General features: G+C 67.4%; 18 protein-coding genes. 7 read left to right on the top strand and 11 right to left on the bottom strand.

Annotated features, from left to right (window positions below):
* Nucleotides 1-4 precede the first annotated feature (4 nt).
* From H0W40_RS08955 to phaP, 10 genes are all read right to left on the bottom strand, one after another.
* Nucleotides 5-1,105, bottom strand: a complete 1,101-nt coding sequence (locus H0W40_RS08955; RefSeq protein ID WP_292445453.1) for an NAD(P)/FAD-dependent oxidoreductase — start codon at nucleotides 1,103-1,105, stop codon at nucleotides 5-7.
* Nucleotides 1,106-1,143: 38 nt separating this feature from the next.
* Entirely contained in the window at nucleotides 1,144-1,467 is a 324-nt protein-coding gene (gene fdxA, locus H0W40_RS08950) for a ferredoxin FdxA (protein WP_292445452.1), read from the bottom strand.
* Between the two features lie 51 nt (nucleotides 1,468-1,518).
* A complete protein-coding gene (gene cobA, locus H0W40_RS08945) occupies nucleotides 1,519-2,292 on the bottom strand; it encodes a uroporphyrinogen-III C-methyltransferase (protein ID WP_292445450.1) in 774 nt (257 codons plus the stop codon).
* A complete protein-coding gene (locus tag H0W40_RS08940; RefSeq protein ID WP_292445448.1) occupies nucleotides 2,289-3,698 on the bottom strand; it encodes a GTP-binding protein in 1,410 nt (469 codons plus the stop codon). The genes cobA and H0W40_RS08940 overlap by 4 nt, the downstream gene beginning before the upstream one ends.
* Entirely contained in the window at nucleotides 3,698-4,657 is a 960-nt protein-coding gene (gene cysD, locus H0W40_RS08935) for a sulfate adenylyltransferase subunit CysD (RefSeq protein WP_292445446.1), read from the bottom strand. The genes H0W40_RS08940 and cysD overlap by 1 nt, the downstream gene beginning before the upstream one ends.
* Nucleotides 4,654-5,406, bottom strand: coding sequence for a phosphoadenylyl-sulfate reductase (locus H0W40_RS08930; protein WP_292445444.1), 753 nt, complete (start codon nucleotides 5,404-5,406; stop codon nucleotides 4,654-4,656). Before H0W40_RS08930 ends, cysD begins: the two co-directional genes overlap by 4 nt.
* A 52-nt stretch (nucleotides 5,407-5,458) precedes the next feature.
* The gene (locus tag H0W40_RS08925) at nucleotides 5,459-6,007 is read right to left on the bottom strand and encodes a DUF934 domain-containing protein (RefSeq protein ID WP_292445442.1); all 549 of its coding nucleotides are present in this window, start codon (nucleotides 6,005-6,007) and stop codon (nucleotides 5,459-5,461) included.
* Entirely contained in the window at nucleotides 6,007-7,731 is a 1,725-nt protein-coding gene (locus H0W40_RS08920) for a nitrite/sulfite reductase (RefSeq protein WP_292445441.1), read from the bottom strand. Before H0W40_RS08920 ends, H0W40_RS08925 begins: the two co-directional genes overlap by 1 nt.
* A gap of 21 nt (nucleotides 7,732-7,752) precedes the next feature.
* Entirely contained in the window at nucleotides 7,753-8,520 is a 768-nt protein-coding gene (locus H0W40_RS08915; protein WP_292445439.1) for a sulfite exporter TauE/SafE family protein, read from the bottom strand.
* A 469-nt stretch (nucleotides 8,521-8,989) separates the two neighbouring features.
* Complete coding sequence (gene phaP / locus H0W40_RS08910) at nucleotides 8,990-9,538, bottom strand: TIGR01841 family phasin (RefSeq protein WP_292445437.1); 549 nt, start codon at nucleotides 9,536-9,538, stop codon at nucleotides 8,990-8,992.
* A gap of 209 nt (nucleotides 9,539-9,747) precedes the next feature.
* Here phaP and H0W40_RS08905 point away from each other — a divergent pair, with 209 nt between their 5' ends.
* The 6 genes from H0W40_RS08905 (at nucleotide 9,748) to rmuC (ending at nucleotide 16,751) form a co-directional block, all read left to right on the top strand.
* Nucleotides 9,748-10,722, top strand: a complete 975-nt coding sequence (locus H0W40_RS08905) for a histone deacetylase (protein ID WP_292445488.1) — start codon at nucleotides 9,748-9,750, stop codon at nucleotides 10,720-10,722.
* 23 nt (nucleotides 10,723-10,745) lie between these two features.
* Nucleotides 10,746-11,468 (top strand): nitroreductase, encoded by a 723-nt coding sequence (locus H0W40_RS08900; protein ID WP_292445487.1) that lies wholly within the window; start codon nucleotides 10,746-10,748, stop codon nucleotides 11,466-11,468.
* 6 nt (nucleotides 11,469-11,474) lie between these two features.
* Entirely contained in the window at nucleotides 11,475-12,416 is a 942-nt protein-coding gene (locus H0W40_RS08895) for a delta(1)-pyrroline-2-carboxylate reductase family protein (protein WP_292445435.1), read from the top strand.
* Nucleotides 12,417-12,439: 23 nt separating this feature from the next.
* Nucleotides 12,440-13,432 carry a D-glycerate dehydrogenase gene (locus H0W40_RS08890; RefSeq protein WP_292445434.1) on the top strand — a complete coding sequence of 331 codons (993 nt, stop codon included), beginning with the start codon at nucleotides 12,440-12,442 and terminating at the stop codon, nucleotides 13,430-13,432.
* 90 nt (nucleotides 13,433-13,522) lie between these two features.
* Nucleotides 13,523-15,088 carry a glycine betaine ABC transporter substrate-binding protein gene (locus tag H0W40_RS08885; RefSeq protein WP_292445433.1) on the top strand — a complete coding sequence of 522 codons (1,566 nt, stop codon included), beginning with the start codon at nucleotides 13,523-13,525 and terminating at the stop codon, nucleotides 15,086-15,088.
* A 31-nt stretch (nucleotides 15,089-15,119) separates the two neighbouring features.
* Nucleotides 15,120-16,751 (top strand): DNA recombination protein RmuC, encoded by a 1,632-nt coding sequence (gene rmuC, locus H0W40_RS08880; protein ID WP_292445485.1) that lies wholly within the window; start codon nucleotides 15,120-15,122, stop codon nucleotides 16,749-16,751.
* Between the two features lie 147 nt (nucleotides 16,752-16,898).
* On the opposite strand, the gene H0W40_RS08875 is transcribed toward rmuC, so the two are convergent.
* Nucleotides 16,899-17,717: a pyruvate, water dikinase regulatory protein gene (locus tag H0W40_RS08875; protein WP_292445431.1), complete on the bottom strand. Its 819-nt coding sequence runs from the start codon at nucleotides 17,715-17,717 to the stop codon at nucleotides 16,899-16,901.
* A 200-nt stretch (nucleotides 17,718-17,917) separates the two neighbouring features.
* Here H0W40_RS08875 and ppsA point away from each other — a divergent pair, with 200 nt between their 5' ends.
* Entirely contained in the window at nucleotides 17,918-20,311 is a 2,394-nt protein-coding gene (gene ppsA, locus H0W40_RS08870; protein ID WP_292445429.1) for a phosphoenolpyruvate synthase, read from the top strand.
* Nucleotides 20,312-20,507: the final 196 nt, after the last annotated feature.

The raw sequence follows: 20,507 nt of genomic DNA, 5'->3' as shown, positions 1-20,507 counted from the left end.
CGCGTCAATCGAACACCGGCGTATCGACGCCGAGCACCTTGTGCAGCTTCGGGCTCGTGGTCGTGTACTGCAGGTGGATGCGCTTGTCCGGAAAGACATAGGGCGCCGCGCCGAAGGCGGCGAGCGCGGCTTCATGGAAGCCCGAGAGGATCAGCTTCTTCTTGCCCGGATAAACGTTGATGTCGCCCACCGCGAAGATACCCGGCACGTTGGTCTCGAACTTCTCGGTATCGACCACCACCTGCTTGCGCTCGATGTTCAGGCTCCACTGCGCGATCGGCCCGAGCTTGGGCGACAGGCCGAAGAACACCAGCAGCACGTCCAGCGGCACCAGCCGCGTGACGCCGTCCCCACCCGTCACCTTGATGTTCGTGAGCCGGCCGTTCGCCTGCTCGATGCCCGTGACCTGTCCTACGACGAACTGCATCTCGTAGGCCTCGCACAGTTCGCGCATCTTGGCGACCGAAGCCGGCGCGGCCTTGAAGCCGTCGCGCCGGTGCAGGAGGATCACGCTCTCGGCCTTGTTCGGCCCGTCCTGCACGAAGTTGAGCGTCCAGTCGAGCGCGGAGTCGCCGCCGCCGACGATGACGAGGTTCTTGCCGGCAAACTGTGCCGGGCTCTTGACGCGGTAGAACACCTGCGTGTCATTGAACGCATCCAGACCCTCCACCTTGAGCAACCGCGGCTGGAACGAGCCCACGCCGCCGGCGATGAAGATGGTCTTGGTGATGAAGCGCGTGCCTTTGCTGGTCTCGAGGTCGAAGCGGCCATCTTCGCGCTTGTTCACCAGCGTGACTTCCTGGCCCAGATGAAAGGTCGCGCCGAACGGCTCGATCTGCTTGAGCAGGTTGTCGGTCAGCTCCTTGCCGGTGCACACGGGCACGGCCGGAATGTCGTAGATCGGCTTGTCGGGGTAGAGCTCGATGCACTGGCCGCCGGGATAGCCAAGCGAGTCAATGATGTGCGCCTTGATCTCGAGCAGACCGAGCTCGAAGACCTGGAACAGGCCCACAGGGCCGGCGCCGACGATGACGGCATCGGTTTCGATGGGGCCGTCGTGGCGGTTCGCCGTCTGGCTCACCGCGGGGTTGAGTTGTGGTTCCATGTGTCAACGAGATTTGGCGGGTGTCGGGAGCTGTTCGTTCAGCGGATCAGCTCGCTCAGCTTGTCGGTCTTGTCTTTCCAGTCGTCGGCATCGGGCGGTGCCGCCTTGCGCTTGGTGATGCTGGGCCACTTCTTGGACAGCTCGACGTTGATGGCGATGAACTTCTGCTGTTCCTGCGACACGTCTTCCTCGGGAAGGATGGCGTTCACAGGGCACTCGGGAATGCACACCGCGCAATCGATGCACTCGTCGGGGTCGATCACCAGGAAGTTCGGTCCTTCGCGGAAGCAGTCCACCGGGCAGACATCGACGCAGTCGGTGTACTTGCAGCGGATGCACGATTCGGTGACGACGTGGGTCATGACGTTGTTTTGATGAGGAGGGTGCGCTCTTCGGCGCGAGAACCCGTGATTTTAGTGGTTGCGGCTCTCGAGCTCGCAGGGCGCGGCAGCGTCCGCGGTGGGGTCTCGGGGTGCGGCGCGCGGCAATGCGCCAGCCCCCACGCCCACGGTCACCACCGCCGGGCGGCCGGCATGCAGGACGCTGGCCTCGGCCAAAGTCGCGACACGGTGATCGCTGGTCAACTGGTCCGGCCAGCCGGCGCGCGAAACCACGGCCACCGGCGTGTCGGCGGCCCAGCCGGCGTCCAGCAGCCGGCGCGACAGGGCGGCGAGCTGGCGGCCCGCCATGTAGAAGACTTCGGTGTCGGCACTGCGCCCGGCTTGCAGATTGCCTGAGCGCGTCATCGCCGTCGTGAGGCTCACGCTTCGGCCTGTGCCGCGCCGGGTAAGCGGGCGCTGCAGGGCAGCGGCCGAGGCAATGGCCGCCGTGACGCCAGGCACGACTTCAGCGCTCAGCCCGGCCTCGGTCAAGGCCTGGAGTTCTTCTTCGAGGCGGCCGAAGACGCTGGGGTCGCCGCCCTTGAGCCGCGCCACGCGCAGGCCTTCGCTCGCAAACTTGACGAGCAGCGCGTTGATGCGCGTCTGGCCGGTCGAATCGCAGAAGCCGCGCTTGCCTACATCAACCCAGCGCGCTCGCGGTGCCAGCGCACGCAGCGCCGGATCGGTGAGCGCATCGAACAGCACGACATCGGCTTCGCCGAGCCGGCGAGCGCCGCGCACGGTGATGAGATCGGCCGCGCCGGGGCCGGCACCGATGAAGACGACGGGATGCAAGAAAGCTTTCATGCGACGAGGAGGGCACCACTGGTGCGGTTGGTGGCGGGATCGACGACGATCATCGAGCCGCCGATGCGATTGTCGGCATAAGCCTCGACCGGCAGCGGCGCCTGGGTTTCGATTTGCACGCGGCCGATCTCGTTGACACCGAGCTGGTGCGCGTCGGTGTCGGCGAGCGTGTGCACATCGCGAACGCTGTCGATCGCCGTGATGCGCGCCTGCACCCAGCGATGGCCGTGCCGGACCCAGTACTTGCGACCGATCTGTGCGGGCTCTGTGTCGAGCCAGGCCAACGTAGCCGCGAAGCGCTGTGTTGTAGCGAGCGGTGCCACATCCTCCGAGGCGGTGCTGGCAATCCAGTCTCCGCGCGAAACGTCGAGCTGGCGGTCGAGCACCAAGCCGGCCGACTGGCCTGCTTCGCAGCCCGTGACCACCGCGCCTGCGCGCCGCACTTCGGTGACGGTTGCGGTCTGGCCGCCGGGAAACACCTGCACGGTGTCGCCCGCCTGCACCTGGCCGTGAGCAATGCGGCCCCAGATCGTCCGCGGCCGATGGCCGGTGCCCTGTTCGCCGGGACGGGAGACGTACTGAACGGGGATCAGCAGCGCGCCGTCATGGCGCTCATCGGTGGCGGGCAGGCGGTGCAGCAGCTCCAGCAGCGTCGGGCCGTGGTACCAGGACCAGACGGTGGAGTGCGTGGTGACGTTGTCGCCGCGCAGGGCCGACACGGGCACCACGGCGGCCACGTCGATGTCGGCCTGCCCGGCGAAGTCGAGCAGCGCTTCGCGCACGGCCGTGAACGCCGCTTCGGCGTCGGCATCGATCGCGTCGAGTTTGTTGATGGCGAACACGATGTTCGGCACACGCAACAAGCGGGCCAGGAGCGAATGGCGACGGGTCTGCGGCAGCAGTTCCACCTGCGCCGCCGCGTGCCCGGGCAGCGGTTTGGGGGTGCGCCAGTCGAGCTTGGTGATATCGACCAGCACCACGGCCGCGTCGCTGCCCGCGGCGGCGGTGACCATGTTGCGGGTGTACTGCTCGTGGCCCGGTGCGTCGGCGATGATGAACTTTCGCTGGCGGGTGGCGAAGTAGCGGTAGGCCACGTCGATGGTGATGCCCTGTTCGCGTTCGGCCTCGAGGCCGTCGGTCAGCAGCGAAAGGTCGATCGGCGCGCCGGCGGCGCGCTTCTCCAGCGCGTCGAGCTGGTCGGCGAGGATGGCGCGGCTGTCGTAGAGCAGGCGGCCGATCAGCGTGCTCTTGCCGTCGTCCACCGAGCCGGCGGTAAGGAAGCGCAGGGCGCGGTGGGTAAGTTCGTCAGGAGAGGGGGGTGCGGTGTAGAGGCCCCCATCCCGGTCTTCCCCCAGAGGGGGAAGGAGTCGGTCGATCCGTGCCGATCGGGCGATTGAGAGACTCATCAGAAATACCCTTCCTTCTTGCGCCGCTCCATCGAAGCCTCGGAGGTGCGGTCGTCCATGCGGGTGGCGCCGCGTTCGCTGACAGTGACGGTGAGCGTTTCGGCCACGATTTCGGCGGCATTGGCGGCTGCGCTTTCCACCGGGCAGGTGCAGGTCATGTCGCCCACCGTGCGAAAGCGCACCTGTGCGGTTTCGACCGTTTCACCCGCCTGCGGCGGCGTTACATCGGTCACCGGCACGAGCAGGCCCTTGCGGCGGATCACTTCGCGGTCGTGCGCGAAATACAGACTGGGCAGCGGAATGTTCTCGCGTGCGATGTAGAGCCACACGTCGAGCTCGGTCCAATTGCTGATCGGGAAGGCACGGAAGTTCTCGCCCGGCTTGATGCGCGTGTTGAAGAGCGACCAGAGTTCGGGGCGCTGCTCCTTGGGTTGCCACTGGCCGAAGCTGTCGCGGTGGCTGAAGATGCGTTCCTTGGCGCGCGCCTTTTCCTCGTCGCGACGTGCGCCGCCGATGAGGCAGTCGAAGCGGTGCTCCTCGATGGCTTCGAGCAGAGCCACCGTCTGGTGACCGTTGCGCGACTCGAGCGGCTCAGTCAGGCGGATCGTCCCCCGGCGGATGGAATCTTCCAAGTGGCCCACGACGAGGCGTTCGCCCATCTCGGCGATGCGGCGATCGCGGAACTCGATCACTTCGGGGAAGTTGTGGCCCGTATCGACATGCAGCAGCGGGAAGGGCAGGCGGCCCTCGAAGTCGCTGCCTTGCATACGCATCTTGAAGGCCTTCTCAGCCAGCCGCAGCACGACGCAGGAATCCTTGCCGCCGGAGAACAGCAGGGCGGGGCGCTCGAAGGCGCCGGCCACTTCGCGCAGGATGAAGATGGCTTCTTCCTCGAGCGCGTCGAGATGGCGCTGGTCCACGTGGGGCAGCAGGTGGTTCGGTTTCAGGGCGGCGTTCACTGCGGTGCTCCGATCATCGAGACGGCGGGTTGTTCTTGTTGCATCACGTGCAGCCCGCATTCCTTGGCGGACTCGTCTTCCCACCACCACCGGCCTGCCCGGAAAGGCTCGCCGACCGCGATGGCGCGCGTGCAGGGGGCGCAGCCGATGCTGGGCATGAATTCGTCGTGCAGCGGGTTGTAGGGCACGCCTTGCGCGGCGATGTAGTGCCACACGTCGCCCCAGGTCCAGTCGGCCAGCGGATTGAGCTTGAGGCGCCCAGCGTCATCCTGATCGCGCTCGGGCACTTCGCCGCGGGCATTGCTTTGCTCGCGACGCAGGCCGGTGACCCAGGCGCTGCGCTCCCCGAGCATGCGCGAGAGCGGTTCGAGCTTGCGGATGCCGCAGCATCTCTTGCGCAGCGGCAGGCTGCTGTACATGGCGCGCTCGCCGTGGCTGCGCACGAAGTCGATCACGGCCTCCTGTCTGGGGCGATAGACCTCGACCGGCAGCCCGTAGTGCTGTTCGATGCGGCCGATCAGCGCGACCGTCTCGTCATGCAGCATGCCCGTCTCCAGGGTGCCGATGGCGATGGGCAGTGCATGGCGAGCGATCAGGTCGGTGACGACCATGTCTTCGGCGCCCAGGCTGGTGGCCTGCACGATGTGCCCGGCGTGCTCGGCGGCTGCGTCTTTCAGCAAGGCGACCGTGCGCGCGAGCCCGGCGTCGAAACCCTGGGTGCGGCGGGCGTACAGGTCCACGGCATTCATGTCGTGAGCGCCCCGGTGTGGCGTCCCGACGCCGATGAGCGAACAACCCGGCTCATATCGCGGCACCCGGATTGTTGAACTCGACCACCGGCTCTCGAGCCAGTTCCTCGGCGGCGCCCGGCGGCAGCGCGAACAGCGGGCGGCTGTCGCGCACGTCCCCCTGATAGTGGGCGGGGAAGAAGCCCATGGCGCGCTCGGCTGCTTCGCGGCTCTCGCCGGCACGCAGCAGCACGGCGTCGAAGCCGGTGCGTGCGAGCAGCGGCATCATGTCCACCACAACCTCGCCCGTTGCGCGCACTTCGCCGCCGTAGCGAAAGCGTGTGCGCAGCAGCCGGGCCTGGCTGTAGGCGCGGCCGTCGGTCCACTTGGGAAAATGAAGCGCGATCAGGGCGAAGCGGGGCAGGTCGGCCTCGATCTCTTCGATATCCGCATCGTTGGGCACGACCACGCCCACCGGAAGATCGGCCGGCCATTGCGCCCGCACGCCGTGCCATTGCTGCAGGGTGAGCAGTTGCCCGCGGGCCGGCGTGATGCTCACCATCGGGCCGTCTTCGCCGCCCACGGTGCGCCACTCGTCGCGATGGCGATCGATGTACTTCATCATGCGGCCTCCGCTGTCTTCGCCGTGCTGCGCCGCACCGCATTGGCGGCCGACTTGAACGGCTCCAGGCCGACCCGCTTGACGGTGTCGATGAAGTGCTCGTTGGCTGCCGTGCGCTCGCCGCGGTAGGTCTCTATCACCGCCTCGATCACGTCGGCCACCTCGTCGGCGGCGAAGGACGGGCCGATCACCTTGCCCGCCACCACCTGTCCCTTGCCCATGCCGCCGGAGAGCACGGAGCCGTCGGTGCCGGCAAGCGAGACCTGGTACCACTCCTTGCCGTCCTTGTCGACGCCGAGGATGCCGATGTGGCCGCTGTGGTGGTGGCCGCAGGAGTTGATGCAGCCGCTGATGTGCAGGTCGATGTCGCCGATGTCGTAGAGCTCGTCGAGGTCGGCGTAGCGCTCGGTGATCTGCGCGGCCAGCGGGATCGAGCGTGCATTGGCCAGACCGCAGAAGTCGCCGCCGGGGCAGGCGATCATGTCGGTCAGCAGGCCGATGTTGGGTGTGGCGAAGGTGGCGTCGCGCGCGGCCTGCCACAGGGCGTAAAGATCGGCCTCGCGCACCCAGGGCAGTAGCAGGTTCTGGTCGTGGGTAACACGCGCTTCGCTGCCCGAATAACGCTCGGCAAGATCGGCTGCGGCTTCCATCTGCACGTCGGTGGCATCACCGGGGGCCAGGCCTGCGCGCTTGAGCGAGAGCGTCACCGCGCGGTAGCCGGCGAGCTGGTGACCGTGCACGTTGCGCTCGAGCCAGCGTCGGTAGGCGGCGGGCGGATCGGCCGGGGCGCCATCGCCGCTAGAGGCATGGGCCGCCACGCCCGGCGGCGGCTTGAAGCCCGCGGCGACTCGGTCGAACTCGGCCTGCGGAATGATCTGCGCGTCGCCATCGACGTCGCGGTTCAAGATTGCGTCGAATTCCTTTTCGACCTGATCGACGAAGCGCTGTCCCTCGGCCTTGACCAGGATCTTGATGCGCGCCTTGTACATGTTGTCGCGCCGGCCGTAGCGGTTATAGACGCGCACGATCGCCTCGATGAAGACGAGGATCTGCTGCCAGGGCAGGAACTCGCGCATGAGCGCCGCAGGAATCGGCGTGCGGCCCATGCCGCCGCCGGCCAGCACGCGAAACCCGATCTCGCCGGCGGCGTTCTTGTGCAGGTGCAGGCCGATGTCGTGCCAGTAGGTCGCGGCGCGGTCCTCGGCCGAGCCGGTCACCGCGATCTTGAACTTGCGCGGCAAGAAGGCGAATTCCGGGTGCAGGCTGCTCCACTGGCGCATCAGTTCGCAGTAGGGCCGGGGATCGACGTACTCGTCGGGCGCCACGCCGGCCAGCGCATCGCTGGTGATGTTGCGGATGCAGTTGCCGCTGGTCTGGATGCCGTGCATGTCCACGTCGGCCAGCAGCTCCATCACGTCGGCGGCACGTTCCAGCGGAATCCAGTTGTACTGGCAATTCTGGCGCGTGGTGAAGTGGGCGTAGCCGCGGTCGAACTCGCGCGCGATCCTGCCGAGCTGGCGTAGCTGCCGGCTGCTCAACTCGCCGTAGGGCACGGCGATGCGCGCCATCGGCGCATGGCGCTGGATATACCAGCCGTTCTGCAGGCGCAGCGCGCGGAACTCGTCCTCGCCCAGGGTGCCGGCGAGATTGCGCTCAAGCTGGTCGCGGAACTGCGCGGCGCGTTGGTGGACGAAGCGGCGGTCGAAGTCGGTGTATTGGTACATCGTCGTGTCTGCCGAAAAGTTTCAGTGAATGACCTTGAAGCCGGCGCCCAGCAACGAGGCGCAGAGCAGGCCGCGGACCAGTCGCTCGGGCATGCGGCGGGTGAGTTGGGCGCCGACCCAGATGCCGGGGATCGAGCCGATCAGCAGCGTGGCCAGCAATGCCCAGTCCACATGCCCAAGCGTGGCGTGACCGATGGCGGCCACGAGCGTGAGCGGCACAGCATGCGCAATGTCGGTACCAACCAGGCGCCGCGTTTCCAGACGCGGGTGGAGCAGCAGGATCAATGTGGCCCCGATGGCGCCCGCGCCGATCGAGGTGATCGACACCAGCACGCCGAGCAGCACACCCGAGGCGACGGTCCAGCCGGCCTTGCGCCTCTCCGGCAACCAGCGTTCCAGGCGCAGGCCGAGCCGGTGCCAAGTCGATTTAAAGGCCACGACCAGCGCGGTGAGCAGCAGCGCGATGCCGAGCGAGAACGTCAGTGCGCTGCCCCAGGCCTTGGTGATGCCTGTCAGGTGCATCAGCGCGACCATCGCGATGGCCGCCGGGAGGCTGCCGGCCAGCAATTGCAGCAGGATGCGGTTGTCGATGTGCTTGTGGCGCCAGTGCGCCACCGAGCCTGAAATCTTGGTCAGCCCGGCAAACCACAGGTCGGTGCCGATCGCCACTGCCGGGGGCAGCCCGAAGACGCCCATCATCAGCGGCGTCATCAACGAGCCGCCGCCGACGCCGGTCATGCCGACGATGGCGCCGACGCCGAAGCCGACGAGGACTGCGATGAGATCCATGGGGACTGCTGCGCTGCCGCAAAAAGTTGCCGAGATTCGACTGTACGGAGCGCATGCGCGAATGCGAACGACAGATAAATCGATTGCTTATCGCGGATCGGCATAACGGCGGCTCAAACGCCGCCGTTTGGCGGGGTAACTCGAAGCAGGGTGGCTGCCTCCCGGCATGCCCATCGGTCGCGCCAATAAAAACGGCCCGGGGCGAACCCCGGGCCGAAAGGTACCTGGAACCTGAGTTCGCGAGGTACCGAGGAGACAAGCTTTCGAAAAGGCGCCGGTGATACCGGCCACTCTCTTCAGATACTGCGTCGGCCTCCCGAATTCAAGAGGCAGAACCGAACTTTTTCAGTCGGTGCGCCGGACAACGGTGAGATGCTGTGCGTTATTTCCGCCGTGCTTCAAACGTCGAACGAGCGACTCGATCCGGCATTGCGGCTCAGCGGCTATCGCTCCCGAGCCGGTCCTGCTTTTAGCGGCGGGCCTTGGCGGTGGCCGCTTGCGAAGCCTTGACCGCGCTGGTGTTGATCGCCTGGAAGTTGGCTTCCGCCACGTCCTGCGCTTGCTTTGCGGCCTTGTGCACGCCTTCGAGCGCGTTGTTGGCGGCGGCAACCGCTGACTTCACCAGGGCGACGGCGTTCTCGCTGCCGGCCGGCGCGTTCTTGACGGCGGAGTCGACCGCGGCCATGAAGCCCTTCTGCGCTTCGGCCATCTTGCCTTCCGCGATCTTGTTCACTTCGGCGGTGGTGCCCGAAGCGATGTCGTACAGGTGGCGGCTGTAGGCGGCGGCCTTCTCGGCGGCCGGCTGGAGCAGGCTGGCTTGCAGGGCCAGGAGCTCTTGAGCGTCCTTCACCGACAGCGCGGCGCGGGTGTGGTCGGCAGCTTCGGTCATGCCGGCCTTGGCGACTTGCAGGTTCAGCGCGACGAGTTGCTCCATGCCTTCGAAGGCTTTGGAGGTCAGGCCGAACAGGGTCTCGACATTGGCTTTGTGGGCGGTCATCAGTTGTTCAGTGGTCAGCATTTTCGGTCTCCATTGAGGTTGCGGTCGGTTGCAGCAAGGAATCGATTGGTGCACTGCAACATAACGCAAGTATACGCAGGTTTTCCCGTGCGCAAGCACTTTTTGCTGCGCCGCACCATATAGAGGGGCATTGCGTAAAAAACACCGTTCTCCGGGAAGACAGCCCGGGTGCTCCGGATGCAGCGCACTCGCACAATGCCCGAGCCATGATGCAGGCGTATTACAGCGATCACTTCGTCTTGCCGTTGCCCGTGGGGCACCGGTTTCCGATGGCGAAGTACGCGCTGCTGCGCGAGCGCATCGCCGCTGAACTGCCGGCAGTGCGACTGATCGAGGCGCCCGTCGCAAGCGACGGCGAGCTTGCGCTGGCGCACGAACCGTCCTATGTGGAGGCCGTGACGCGCGGCCTGCTTGCACCGGCGTTACAGCGCGAGATCGGCTTTCCCTGGAGTGAGCGCATGGTCGAGCGGTCTCGCCGCTCGGTCGGCGCAACCATTGCGGCGGCACGGGCCGCATTGAGGGAAGGGGTGGCCGCCAATCTTGCGGGCGGTACCCACCATGCCCAGGCCGGGCGCGGTGCGGGCTACTGCGTGTTCAACGACATCGCCGTGGCGGCGCGGCTGATGCAGGCGGAATGGCACCGCACACCGCTGACGATGCCGCGCTCGCTGCTGCGCGTGGCGGTGATCGATCTGGACGTGCACCAAGGCAACGGCACCGCAGCGATCTTTCGCGACGACCCCAGCGTCTTCACGCTCTCGTTGCACGGCGCCAGGAATTTTCCTTTTCGCAAGGAGCCGGGCGACCTCGACATCGAACTGCCTGACGACTGCCGCGACGACGAATACCTGCAAGCCCTCGATGCCGCGCTCGCCACGCTGTGGGCTCGCCACGCTGACGCGGCTCCGGGCCTGGTGTTCTACCTGGCCGGCGCCGACCCGCACGAGGGTGACCGCCTCGGGCGGCTGAAGCTCAGCGCCGCAGGGCTCGCAGAGCGCGACCGGCGCGTCTTCGCCGCCTGCGCCGACCGGGCGATTCCGGTGGTGTTGACGATGGGTGGCGGCTACGGGCGCGTCATCGAAGACACGGTGGCCGTGCAACTCGCCACCTACCGCGCGGCGCTGCACTGCGCTCGTGCATGGCGCGGGCGCTCGGACTCGGGCTCTCATAATCAGCGGCCATGACCTTGCCTGCCGCCCACTCGACGATGCATTCTTCGCCCCCCGACCTGGCCGCCGTGCCCACTGAAAGCACCGCCGCCGTCGATGCGGCAATTGCTTCGCGGCGCTCGGTGCGCGCCTTCCTGCCGACGCCGATCCCCCGCGCCACTATTGAAGACATCCTGCGCGTCGCGGCGCGGGCGCCTTCAGGGACCAACACCCAGCCGTGGAAGGTGAGGGTGCTCACCGGCGCCTCGCTGGCGCGCCTGAGCGCGGCGCTGCTTGCCGTCCACGACGATCCGGCGCAGCTCGCCGAGCAGCGCGAGGAATACGCCTATTACCCACGCCAGTGGGCATCGCCCTACATCGACCGGCGCCGCAAGATCGGCTGGGATCTCTACAGCCTGCTCGGTATCGCCAAGACCGACAAGGCCGGCATGCATGCGCAGTTCGGCCGCAATTACGTGTTCTTCGATGCGCCGGTCGGCCTCGTCTTCACCATCGATCGCCTCCTGGAGCAAGGCAGCTGGCTCGACTACGGCATGTTCCTGCAGAACATCATGGTGGCCGCGCGCGGCCGGGGCCTCGACACCTGCCCGCAGGCCGCCTTCACGCCGTTTCACAAGGTGATCGAGCGCGAATTGCAGCTGCCCGAAACAGAGATGCTGGTGTGCGGCATGTCGCTCGGCCACGCGGCCCCCGACGCGGTGGCGAACAGGCTGGTCACCGAGCGCGAGCCCGTCGCCAGCTTCGCGCGTTTTCTCGATTGAGGCGGCTTGGCGACCGCCAGCCTGCCCGTCTTCGACGCTGCCGCCACGCGCGCGCTGTTGCCCGCAGCGGCGCTCGTCGAGGCGGTGATCCAGGCCATGCGTGCGCGCCGTGCAGGCTCGCTGAACGCACCCGAGCGTCTGGCGTTGCCACTGCCTGCTGAAGGCAGCTATCTCGTCATGCCGGCTGCCGATGCCGAGCTCGCCATCACCAAGCTCGTGACGGTTCATCCGCACAACTCCGGATGCGGCCTGCCGACGATCCAGGGGCTGGTCCTGGTCACCGACGCCGGGAACGGCCAACCGCTCATGCTGCTCGATGGCCCGACGCTGACCGCGCGCCGCACGGCAGCCGTCACGGCGCTGGGCCTGCGCGTGCTGTCGCGTCAGCCGCTGCGCTCGGTCGCTCTCGTCGGTACCGGCGCGCAGGCACTCGAGCATGCACGGCTGCTGGCGGAGCTCGGTGGGCTCGAACGCGTAGAGGTCGTCGGCCGCGATCAAGCTCGGGTGGCTGCGTTCGTCGATGCGGTCGTGCTGTCCTGCCCTGGCGTGCGGCTTCGAGCGGCGGTATCGATCGATGAAGCCCTCTCGCGAGTCGACGCTGTCGTCACGCTGACCACGGCGACCCGTCCGGTACTGCCCGACGGTTTGCGCGACGAATTGCTGGTCGTCGGCGTGGGTGCTTTCCAGCCACACATGGCCGAGCTGCCGCCCTCGCTGCTGCGCTTGCGCGCCGTGGTGGTAGACGCGCTGCCCGGAGCCCGGCACGAAGCCGGTGATCTGATTCAAGCCGGTATCGACTGGGGGAGCGTCACCGAGCTGGTCGATCACCTCGACGTTTCGGGGGCGCCGGGACCAGCTCCCGTGTTCAAGACCGTGGGCCAGGCGGCCTGGGATCTCGCCGCAGCGCATGTCGCGGTAAACCAGGCGCGGTCCGGCGGCTGTTTCTGATTTCAATCAACAGGACGAAAGACATGAAAAAGGTTCTCGTGGCCCGCAAGGCCTTTCCCGACATCGTCGAGCGCTTGCGCGCGCATTTCGAGGTCGAGGTCAATCCGGACGACGCAGTCTGGACCAAGGCCCAGCTGATCGAGCGGCTGCAAGGCAAGGCGGGCGCCTTCACCACCGGCAGCGAGCGCATCGACGCCGAGGTGCTGGCGGCCTGCCCGGCGCTCGAGGCCGTGTGCAACATGGCGGTCGGCTACAACAACATCGACGTGGCCGCCTGCACCGCGCGCGGCATCGTCGTTACCAATACGCCCGACGTGCTGACCGAGACCACCGCGGACTTCGGCTTCGCGCTCATGATGGCGGCGGCGCGCCGCATCGCGGAGTCGGAGCGCTACCTGCGCAGCGGCGCGTGGAGCAAGTGGCACTACGACCAGTTCGCGAGCCCCGACGTGCACGGCACCACGCTGGGCATCCTGGGCATGGGCCGCATCGGCCAGGCGATTGCGCGCCGCGGCGCCCTGGGCTTCGGCATGCAGGTGATCTATCACAACCGTTCGCGCTGCACGCCGGAGATCGAGGCCGAGGTGAAGGCCTGCTACGTCGACAAGGCCACGCTGCTGCGCGAGGCCGACCACCTGGTGCTGGTCGTGCCCTATTCGCCCGCCTCGCACCATGCGATCGGCGCTGCCGAGCTGGCCTTGATGAAGCCGAGCGCGACGCTCACCAACATCGCCCGCGGCGGCGTGGTGGACGACGCCGCACTGGCCGAGGCGCTGAAGGCCGGCCGCATCGCCGCTGCCGGGCTCGACGTGTTCGAGGGCGAGCCCAAGGTGCATGCGGGCCTGCTGGACGTGCTCAACGTCGTGCTCACGCCGCACATCGCGAGTTCTTCCGTCACGACGCGGCGTGCAATGGCCAGCCTGGCCGTCGACAACCTGATCGCGGCACTCGGACACGGCCCGCAGGCCGGCGCTCCGCCGACGCCGGTGAATCCCGAGGTGCTGACGACCCGTTGATGCGCTGAAGCCCGATTGCCGCGTCATGATCCGACGGGAGCGGTGAGCGGAGCGGCCGGGGCCGCGAACGCCTGCGACACTGGGGCCACGATGCGTGGCCCCTTTGCTTTCCCGCGACTGGCGACCGCGCTGCTGCTCGTGCTGGGAGCCGCCGTCGGCGCATCGGCGGCGACGGTGCAGGTCGGCTCCAAGCGCTTCACCGAGTCCTATCTGCTGGGCGCGATCGTCGCCGAGACGCTGGCTCGCGCCGGCGTGCCGGCCGAGCATCGGCCCGGATTGGGCAACACCGCCGTGCTCGAACAGGCGCTCTCCAGCGGCAGCATCGATGTCTATCCGGAGTACACCGGCACCATCGTCCGTGAACTGCTGAAGCGCGAGGGCGATCCTTCGCTGGACCAGCTCAACGACTGGCTCGCGCCACGCGGCCTGAAGGCCACCGTGCCGCTGGGCTTCAGCAATAGCTACGCCTTGGCGCTGCGCGAGGCCGACGCAGCGCGCCTTGGCCTTGAAACCATCTCCGACCTGAAGCGCCCGGCCGCGCAGGGCCTGCGCCTGGGCCTCTCGCACGAGTTCCTCGGCCGTACCGACGGCTGGCCGGCGCTGCGTCGTGCCTACGGCCTGCCGTTCGCGTTTCCTGCCGGTCTGGATCACGGCCTGGCCTACACCGCCCTGGCCGAGGGCCAGGTCGATGTGATCGACCTCTACTCGACCGACGCCCGGCTGGCGAGCGGCGCCTTGCGCGTGCTGCGCGACGATCGCCGCTTCTTTCCCTCCTACGAGGCGGTGCTGCTGATGCGCGCCGGCCTCGACGCCGCAGCGCTGCAGACGCTGGCCGGGCGCATCGACGCGCCGCGCATGATCGCGCTCAATGCGGCGGTCGAACTCGATCGCCGGCCCTATGCCGAGGTGGCGCGCGAGTTCGTCGCCGGCCTGTCGAAGCCCGGCGAGGCTGCGCGACCGAAGCCAGGCGACGCTGATGCACCACAGCCGGTCGCCGATGCCGCGCAGCGCACTCCTTCGCAGCAGAGTACCGGCGCGCGTTTCTGGCAGCGGCTTTGGGCACCGGATTTCTGGCGCCTCACCGGCCAGCACCTGACGCTCGTGTTCGGCTCGCTGGCGCTGGCCGCTGCGCTCGGCGTGCCGCTGGGCGTGCTGGCCTGGCGGCAACCGGCGCTGGCGCAGACCGTGCTGGGTGTGGTCGGCGTGATCCAGACCATCCCGTCGCTCGCGATGCTCGCGTTCCTGATCGTGCTGATCGGCGGCATCGGCTTCGTGCCGGCGCTGCTCGCTCTCTTCCTGTATGCGCTGCTGCCGATCGTGCGCAACACGCATGCCGGGCTGGTCGGCGTGGGCTCGGAGCTGTCGGCGGCTGCGCAGGCGCTGGGCCTCACGCGCGGGCAGCGCCTGCGCCACGTCGAGCTGCCGCTGGCCATGCCGACCTTGCTGGCCGGCGTGCAGACCGCCGCGACGATCAATGTCGGTACCGCGACGATGGCCGCGTTCATCGGCGCCGGCGGCTACGGCGAGCGCATCGTCGCCGGCCTCGCGCTCAACGACACGGCGGTGCTTCTGTCCGGCGCGGTGCCCGCCGCTTTGCTGGCGCTGCTGCTGCAGGGCGCGTTCGAGGCGGCGTTGCGCCTGCTTCGCCGCCGCTGAAGCCGCTGCGACAATTCCGCCGATGGATTGGATGCTCCCCACGCTGCTGGCCCTGGCCGCGCTGAATCTGTTGCTGGTTGCCTGGCTCGCGCTGCGCCGCGGCGAGGCGCGCGCCCGGCAACGCTTCGAGGAAACGACGCAGGCCGCACTGCGGGACGCCAGCGAACGGCTCGCGCGCGAACTGCGCGATGAACTCGGCCGCGGCACCCAGTCTCAGCGCGACGAGGTCGCGCGCAGCGGTGACATGCTGCGCAGCGAAATCGATCGCAGCTCGGCGGCAACCCGTACCGAGCTTGGCATCACGCTGGCGACCTTTCAGCAGACGCTGTTCGCCCAGCAAGGCGATGTGGCGCGAACGCAGAACGAGCAAATCGACAGTTTCCGCACGCAGCTCGCGGCGACCCAGCAGATGCTGGCCGACACGCTGCGTGCGACCACGATCGCACTGGGCACGCAGGCGCAGGGCGCGCGTGAGGCGCAGGACGCCGGGCTGGGCCGCATGGCCGAGCAGCAGGCGGCGAGCCTCAAGCGCTTTGCCGATGCGCTGGGCGAGCAGTTGCGCGCGGTGTCCGACGCGACCGAGCGCCGCCTGGTCGAGATGCGTGCTGCGGTCGAGACGAAGCTGCAAAGCATCCAGGCCGACAACGAGAAGAAGCTCGAACAGATGCGCGCCACGGTGGACGAGAAACTGCACGCCACGCTCGAGCAGCGCCTGGGCGAAAGCTTCAAGCAGGTGGCGGAGCGGCTCGAGCAGGTGCACCGCGGCCTGGGCGAGATGCAGACGCTGGCGCAGGGCGTGGGCGACCTCAAGCGCGTGTTGACCAACGTCAAGAGCCGCGGCGTCTTTGGCGAGGTGCAGTTGGCCGGACTGCTGGAGCAGGTGTTCACGCCCGAGCAGTACGCCACCAACATCGCCACGGTGCCCGGCAGCAGCGAACGGGTCGAGTTCGCGATCCGCCTGCCGGGCCGCAGCGAGGACGGTGCGCCGCTGTGGCTGCCCATCGACGCCAAGTTCCCGCGCGAGGACTACGAACGCCTGCTCGATGCGCAGGACCGCGCCGACAAGGAGGCGGCCGACGCCGCCGGCAAGGCGCTCGAAGTGCGCATCCGTGACGAGGCGCGCAGCATCGCGCTGAAGTACGTAGCGCCGCCGCACACAACCGACTTCGCGATCCTGTTCCTGCCTACCGAGGGCCTGTATGCGGAACTGCTGCGCCGTCCCGGACTGATGGAACTGCTGCAGCGAGAGCACCGCGTCTCGCTGGCCGGGCCCACCACCTTGCTGGCCATGCTCAACAGCCTGCAGATGGGCTTTCGCACCCTGGCGCTGGAAAAACGCAGCTCGGAAGTCTGGAAAGTGCTGGGCGCCGTCAAGACCGAGTTCGGCCGTTTCGGTGCCGTGCTCGCCAAGACCCGCAAGAAGCTCGAAGAGGCCACCAGGACCATCGACGACGCCGGCGTGCGCACCCGCGCGATCGATCGGCAACTGCGCGCGGTCGAGGCCTTGCCGGAGGCGCAGGTGCGTGCCCATCTGCCGCTCGACGCCCTGATCGCCGATGCGGACGAAACAGATGAAAGCGCTGCGGCTGCCGATTCTTCGGACCCTGCGGACGCGGCTCCGACCGCCGGCACGAGCCCACCGGCACTGAGCCGCCTGCTCTGAAATGGCGACGAATGGCGGCGGCTCCGTCGAGCGGCAGCGACACGCGCCGCCCGATCGCGCTGATCGGCGGGCGGATCTGCCTGCAGCCGGCGCGTGGCCGGCCAGGCAGCTCGGAGCCAGCGGGGCAGACGGTGAAGGAAGCCGGACTCAGTAGACCAGCCGGTCCGGGCGAATGTCGCGCAGGATGGTGGTGGCGATCTCCTCGATCGACTTGTGCGTCGAGCTGAGCCAGGCAATGCCCTCGCGGCGCATCATCGCCTCGGCCTCGGCCACCTCGAAACGGCAGTTGTCCAGCGAGGCGTACTTGCTGTCGGGCCGGCGCTCATGGCGGATCTTGGCGAGCCGCTCGGGCGCGATGGTCAGGCCGAAGCACTTGGCGCGGTGCGGTGCCAGCGGCTTGGGCAGTGCGCCGCGATCGAAGTCCTCGGGGATCAGCGGATAGTTCGCGGCCTTCACGCCGTGCTGCATGGCGAGATAGAGCGAGGTCGGCGTCTTGCCCGAACGGCTCACGCCGACGAGGATCACATCGGCGATATCGAGGTTCTTCGACGACTGGCCGTCGTCGTGCGCCAGCGAGAAGTTGATCGACTCGATGCGGTCGGTGTATTCCTGGCTCTGCGAGGCGTCGGTGAAGCGGCCGACCCGGTGGTTGGACTTGGCGCCGAACTCGATCTCCAGCGGCTCGACGAAGGCGCGAAACATGTCGAGCACCATGCCGTGCGACTGCGACACCAGCGCAAGCAGCTCGGCATCGACCAGGGTGGTGAAGACGATCGGCCGCTTGCCCTCGCGCTCGGCGGTGCCGTTGATCTCGCGCACCACCTGGTGGGCCTTGTCGGCGCTGTCGATGAAGGGCCGGCGCACATGGCGCGGCTTGGCGGCGAACTGCGCCAGGATCGAATTGCCGAAGGTCTCGGCAGTGATTCCGGTGCCGTCTGAGACGAAGAACACGGTGCGGTTGGGCATGGGCTGTGAGAGGAAACGCACGGAATCGGGCCCGTACAATCTAAATCAACTTTCGCCCGCTGCCACACCATGAGCCCCGCGCCGACACAAAAAGAACAAAACGGCGTACGCGCGGCCGGTGAGCGTCGAGCCTTCTGGCCGCATGTCGTGGGACATGACGCGGGCGACCCGGTTTCATCACCTCCCGGAGCTTTCCCACCATGTCCACCATCGATGCGACCGCCCTGGTCGTCCCGCTCGAAACCCTGAGAATGACCGATGTCGAGGCGGTCGGCGGCAAAAACGCCAGCCTCGGCGAAATGATCAGCCAGCTTGCCGCCTCGGGCGTGCGGGTGCCCGGCGGCTTCGCCACCACGGCGCATGCCTTTCGCGAGTTCGTTCGGCATGACGGACTCGCCGGGCGTATCAGCGCCCGACTCGCCGCTCTAGACACGAACGACGTGCGCGCCCTTGCCGAGGCTGGCGCGCAGATTCGCGGCTGGGTCGAAGCGCAGCCTTTTCCCGCCGATTTCGAAGCGGCGATCCGCGAATCCTTCGCCGCGCTGACCGCAGGCAATGCCGACGCTTCGTTCGCCGTGCGCTCCTCGGCCACCGCCGAAGACATGCCCGACGCCAGCTTCGCCGGTCAGCAGGAAACCTTCCTCAACGTGGTCGGCATCGACGAGGTGCTGCCGAAGATGCGCGAGGTATTTGCCTCGCTCTACAACGATCGCGCCATCAGCTACCGCGTACACAAGGGCTATGCGCACGACGACGTGGCACTGTCGGCCGGCGTGCAGCGCATGGTGCGCTCCGATCTCGGTGCAGCCGGCGTCATGTTCACGATCGACACCGAGTCGGGCTTCAAGGATGTGGTCTTCATCACCTCCAGCTACGGCTTGGGCGAGACGGTGGTGCAGGGCGCCGTGAACCCCGACGAGTTCTATGTCCACAAGCCGACGCTGGCGGCCGGCAAGCTCGCTGTGATCCGCCGCAACCTCGGCTCCAAGCTCATCAAGATGGAGTTCGCGAGCACCGAGGAGCACGCGAAGACGGGCGAGCTGGTCCGCACAGTGGACACCGCCCACGAGCAGCGCAACCGCTTTTCGTTGAGCGATGCCGACGTCACCGAACTGGCGAAGTACGCAATCATCATCGAGCAGCACTACGGCCGCGCGATGGACATCGAATGGGGCAAGGACGGCAGTGACGGCAAGCTCTACATCCTGCAGGCGCGGCCCGAGACGGTGAAGAGCCAGGCCGAAGGCAAGGCCGAGCAGCGCTTTCGACTCAAGGGGCAGGGCACCGTACTGGCCGAAGGCCGGGCGATCGGGCAGAAGATAGGCACCGGCCCCGTGCGCGTCGTGCAAAGCATTGCCGACATGGACCAGGTGCAGACCGGTGACATTCTGGTCACCGACATGACCGACCCGAACTGGGAGCCGGTGATGAAGCGGGCTTCGGCCATCGTCACCAACCGCGGCGGGCGCACCTGCCATGCGGCCATCATTGCGCGCGAACTCGGCATTCCAGCGGTGGTCGGTTGCGGCGATGCAACCGAGACCCTGCGCGAGGGCGCACTGGTCACCGTGGCGTGCTCCGAGGGCGATACCGGCTACGTGTACGACGGCCTGCTCGAGACCGAAATCACTGAAGTGCAGCGCGGCGAACTGCCCGTGTGTCCGGTGAAGATCATGATGAACGTCGGCAACCCGCAGCTCGCCTTCGACTTTGCGCAGATGCCGAACTCCGGAGTCGGCCTGGCGCGGCTCGAATTCATCATCAACAACGCCATCGGCGTGCACCCGAAGGCCGTCCTCGACTATCCGAACATCGATGCCGACCTGAAGAAGGCGGTCGAATCCGTGGCGCGCGGCCATGCTTCGCCGCGTGCGTTCTACGTCGACAAGCTGGCCGAAGGCATCGCCACCATTGCGGCCGCCTTCTGGCCCAAGCCGGTGATCGTGCGCCTGTCCGACTTCAAGTCCAACGAGTACAAGAAGCTGATCGGCGGCTCGCGTTACGAGCCCGAGGAAGAGAACCCCATGCTGGGCTTTCGCGGCGCTTCGCGCTACATCAGCGCCGAGTTCGGCGAAGCGTTTGCAATGGAATGCGAGGCGCTCAAGCGCGTGCGCCACGACATGGGTCTGGTCAACGTCGAGATCATGGTGCCGTTCGTGCGCACCTTGAAGCAGGCCGAGCGCGTGGTCGGCATGCTGGCCGAGCGCGGGCTCGAGCGCGGTGTGAACGGGCTGAAGGTCATCATGATGTGCGAGATCCCCAGCAATGCGATCCTGGCCGAGGCCTTCCTGGAGCACTTCGACGGCATGTCGATCGGCTCGAACGACCTGACCCAACTCACCCTCGGGCTGGACCGCGACTCCGGCCTGGAGTTGTTGGCGGCCGACTTCGACGAACGCGACCCTGCCGTGCAGGCGTTGATCTCGCGCGCCATCAAGGCGTGTCTCGCCGCCGGCAAGTACGTCGGCATTTGCGGTCAAGGGCCGAGCGATCATCCGGACTTCGCCGACTGGCTGGCCGACGAAGGCATCGCCTCGATTTCGCTCAATCCCGACACCGTCGTCGAAACCTGGCAGCGCCTGGCAGCGCGCTGACCGCCGGCTCGGAGCCTGCAAATGCAGGCTTGGTGAAAAGGCATTTCTCCACCGAAGCGGCCCGAAAGGGCCGCTTTTTCATGGGCGTCGCGGGTAAGCACTGAGGCGAGGGTGCCGACGCGGCCGCTTCGAGTCAGTTTGTCGTAAGCCCAGGTTTCAAAATGACACCAACCCCTCGGAGCGCCATGCTGCTGCT

Source organism: Methylibium sp. (genome assembly GCF_013817345.1).
Taxonomy (GTDB): domain Bacteria; phylum Pseudomonadota; class Gammaproteobacteria; order Burkholderiales; family Burkholderiaceae_C; genus Methylibium.
Note: the sequence above shows the minus strand (reverse complement) of the source record. Positions and strands in the feature narration are given on the sequence as shown.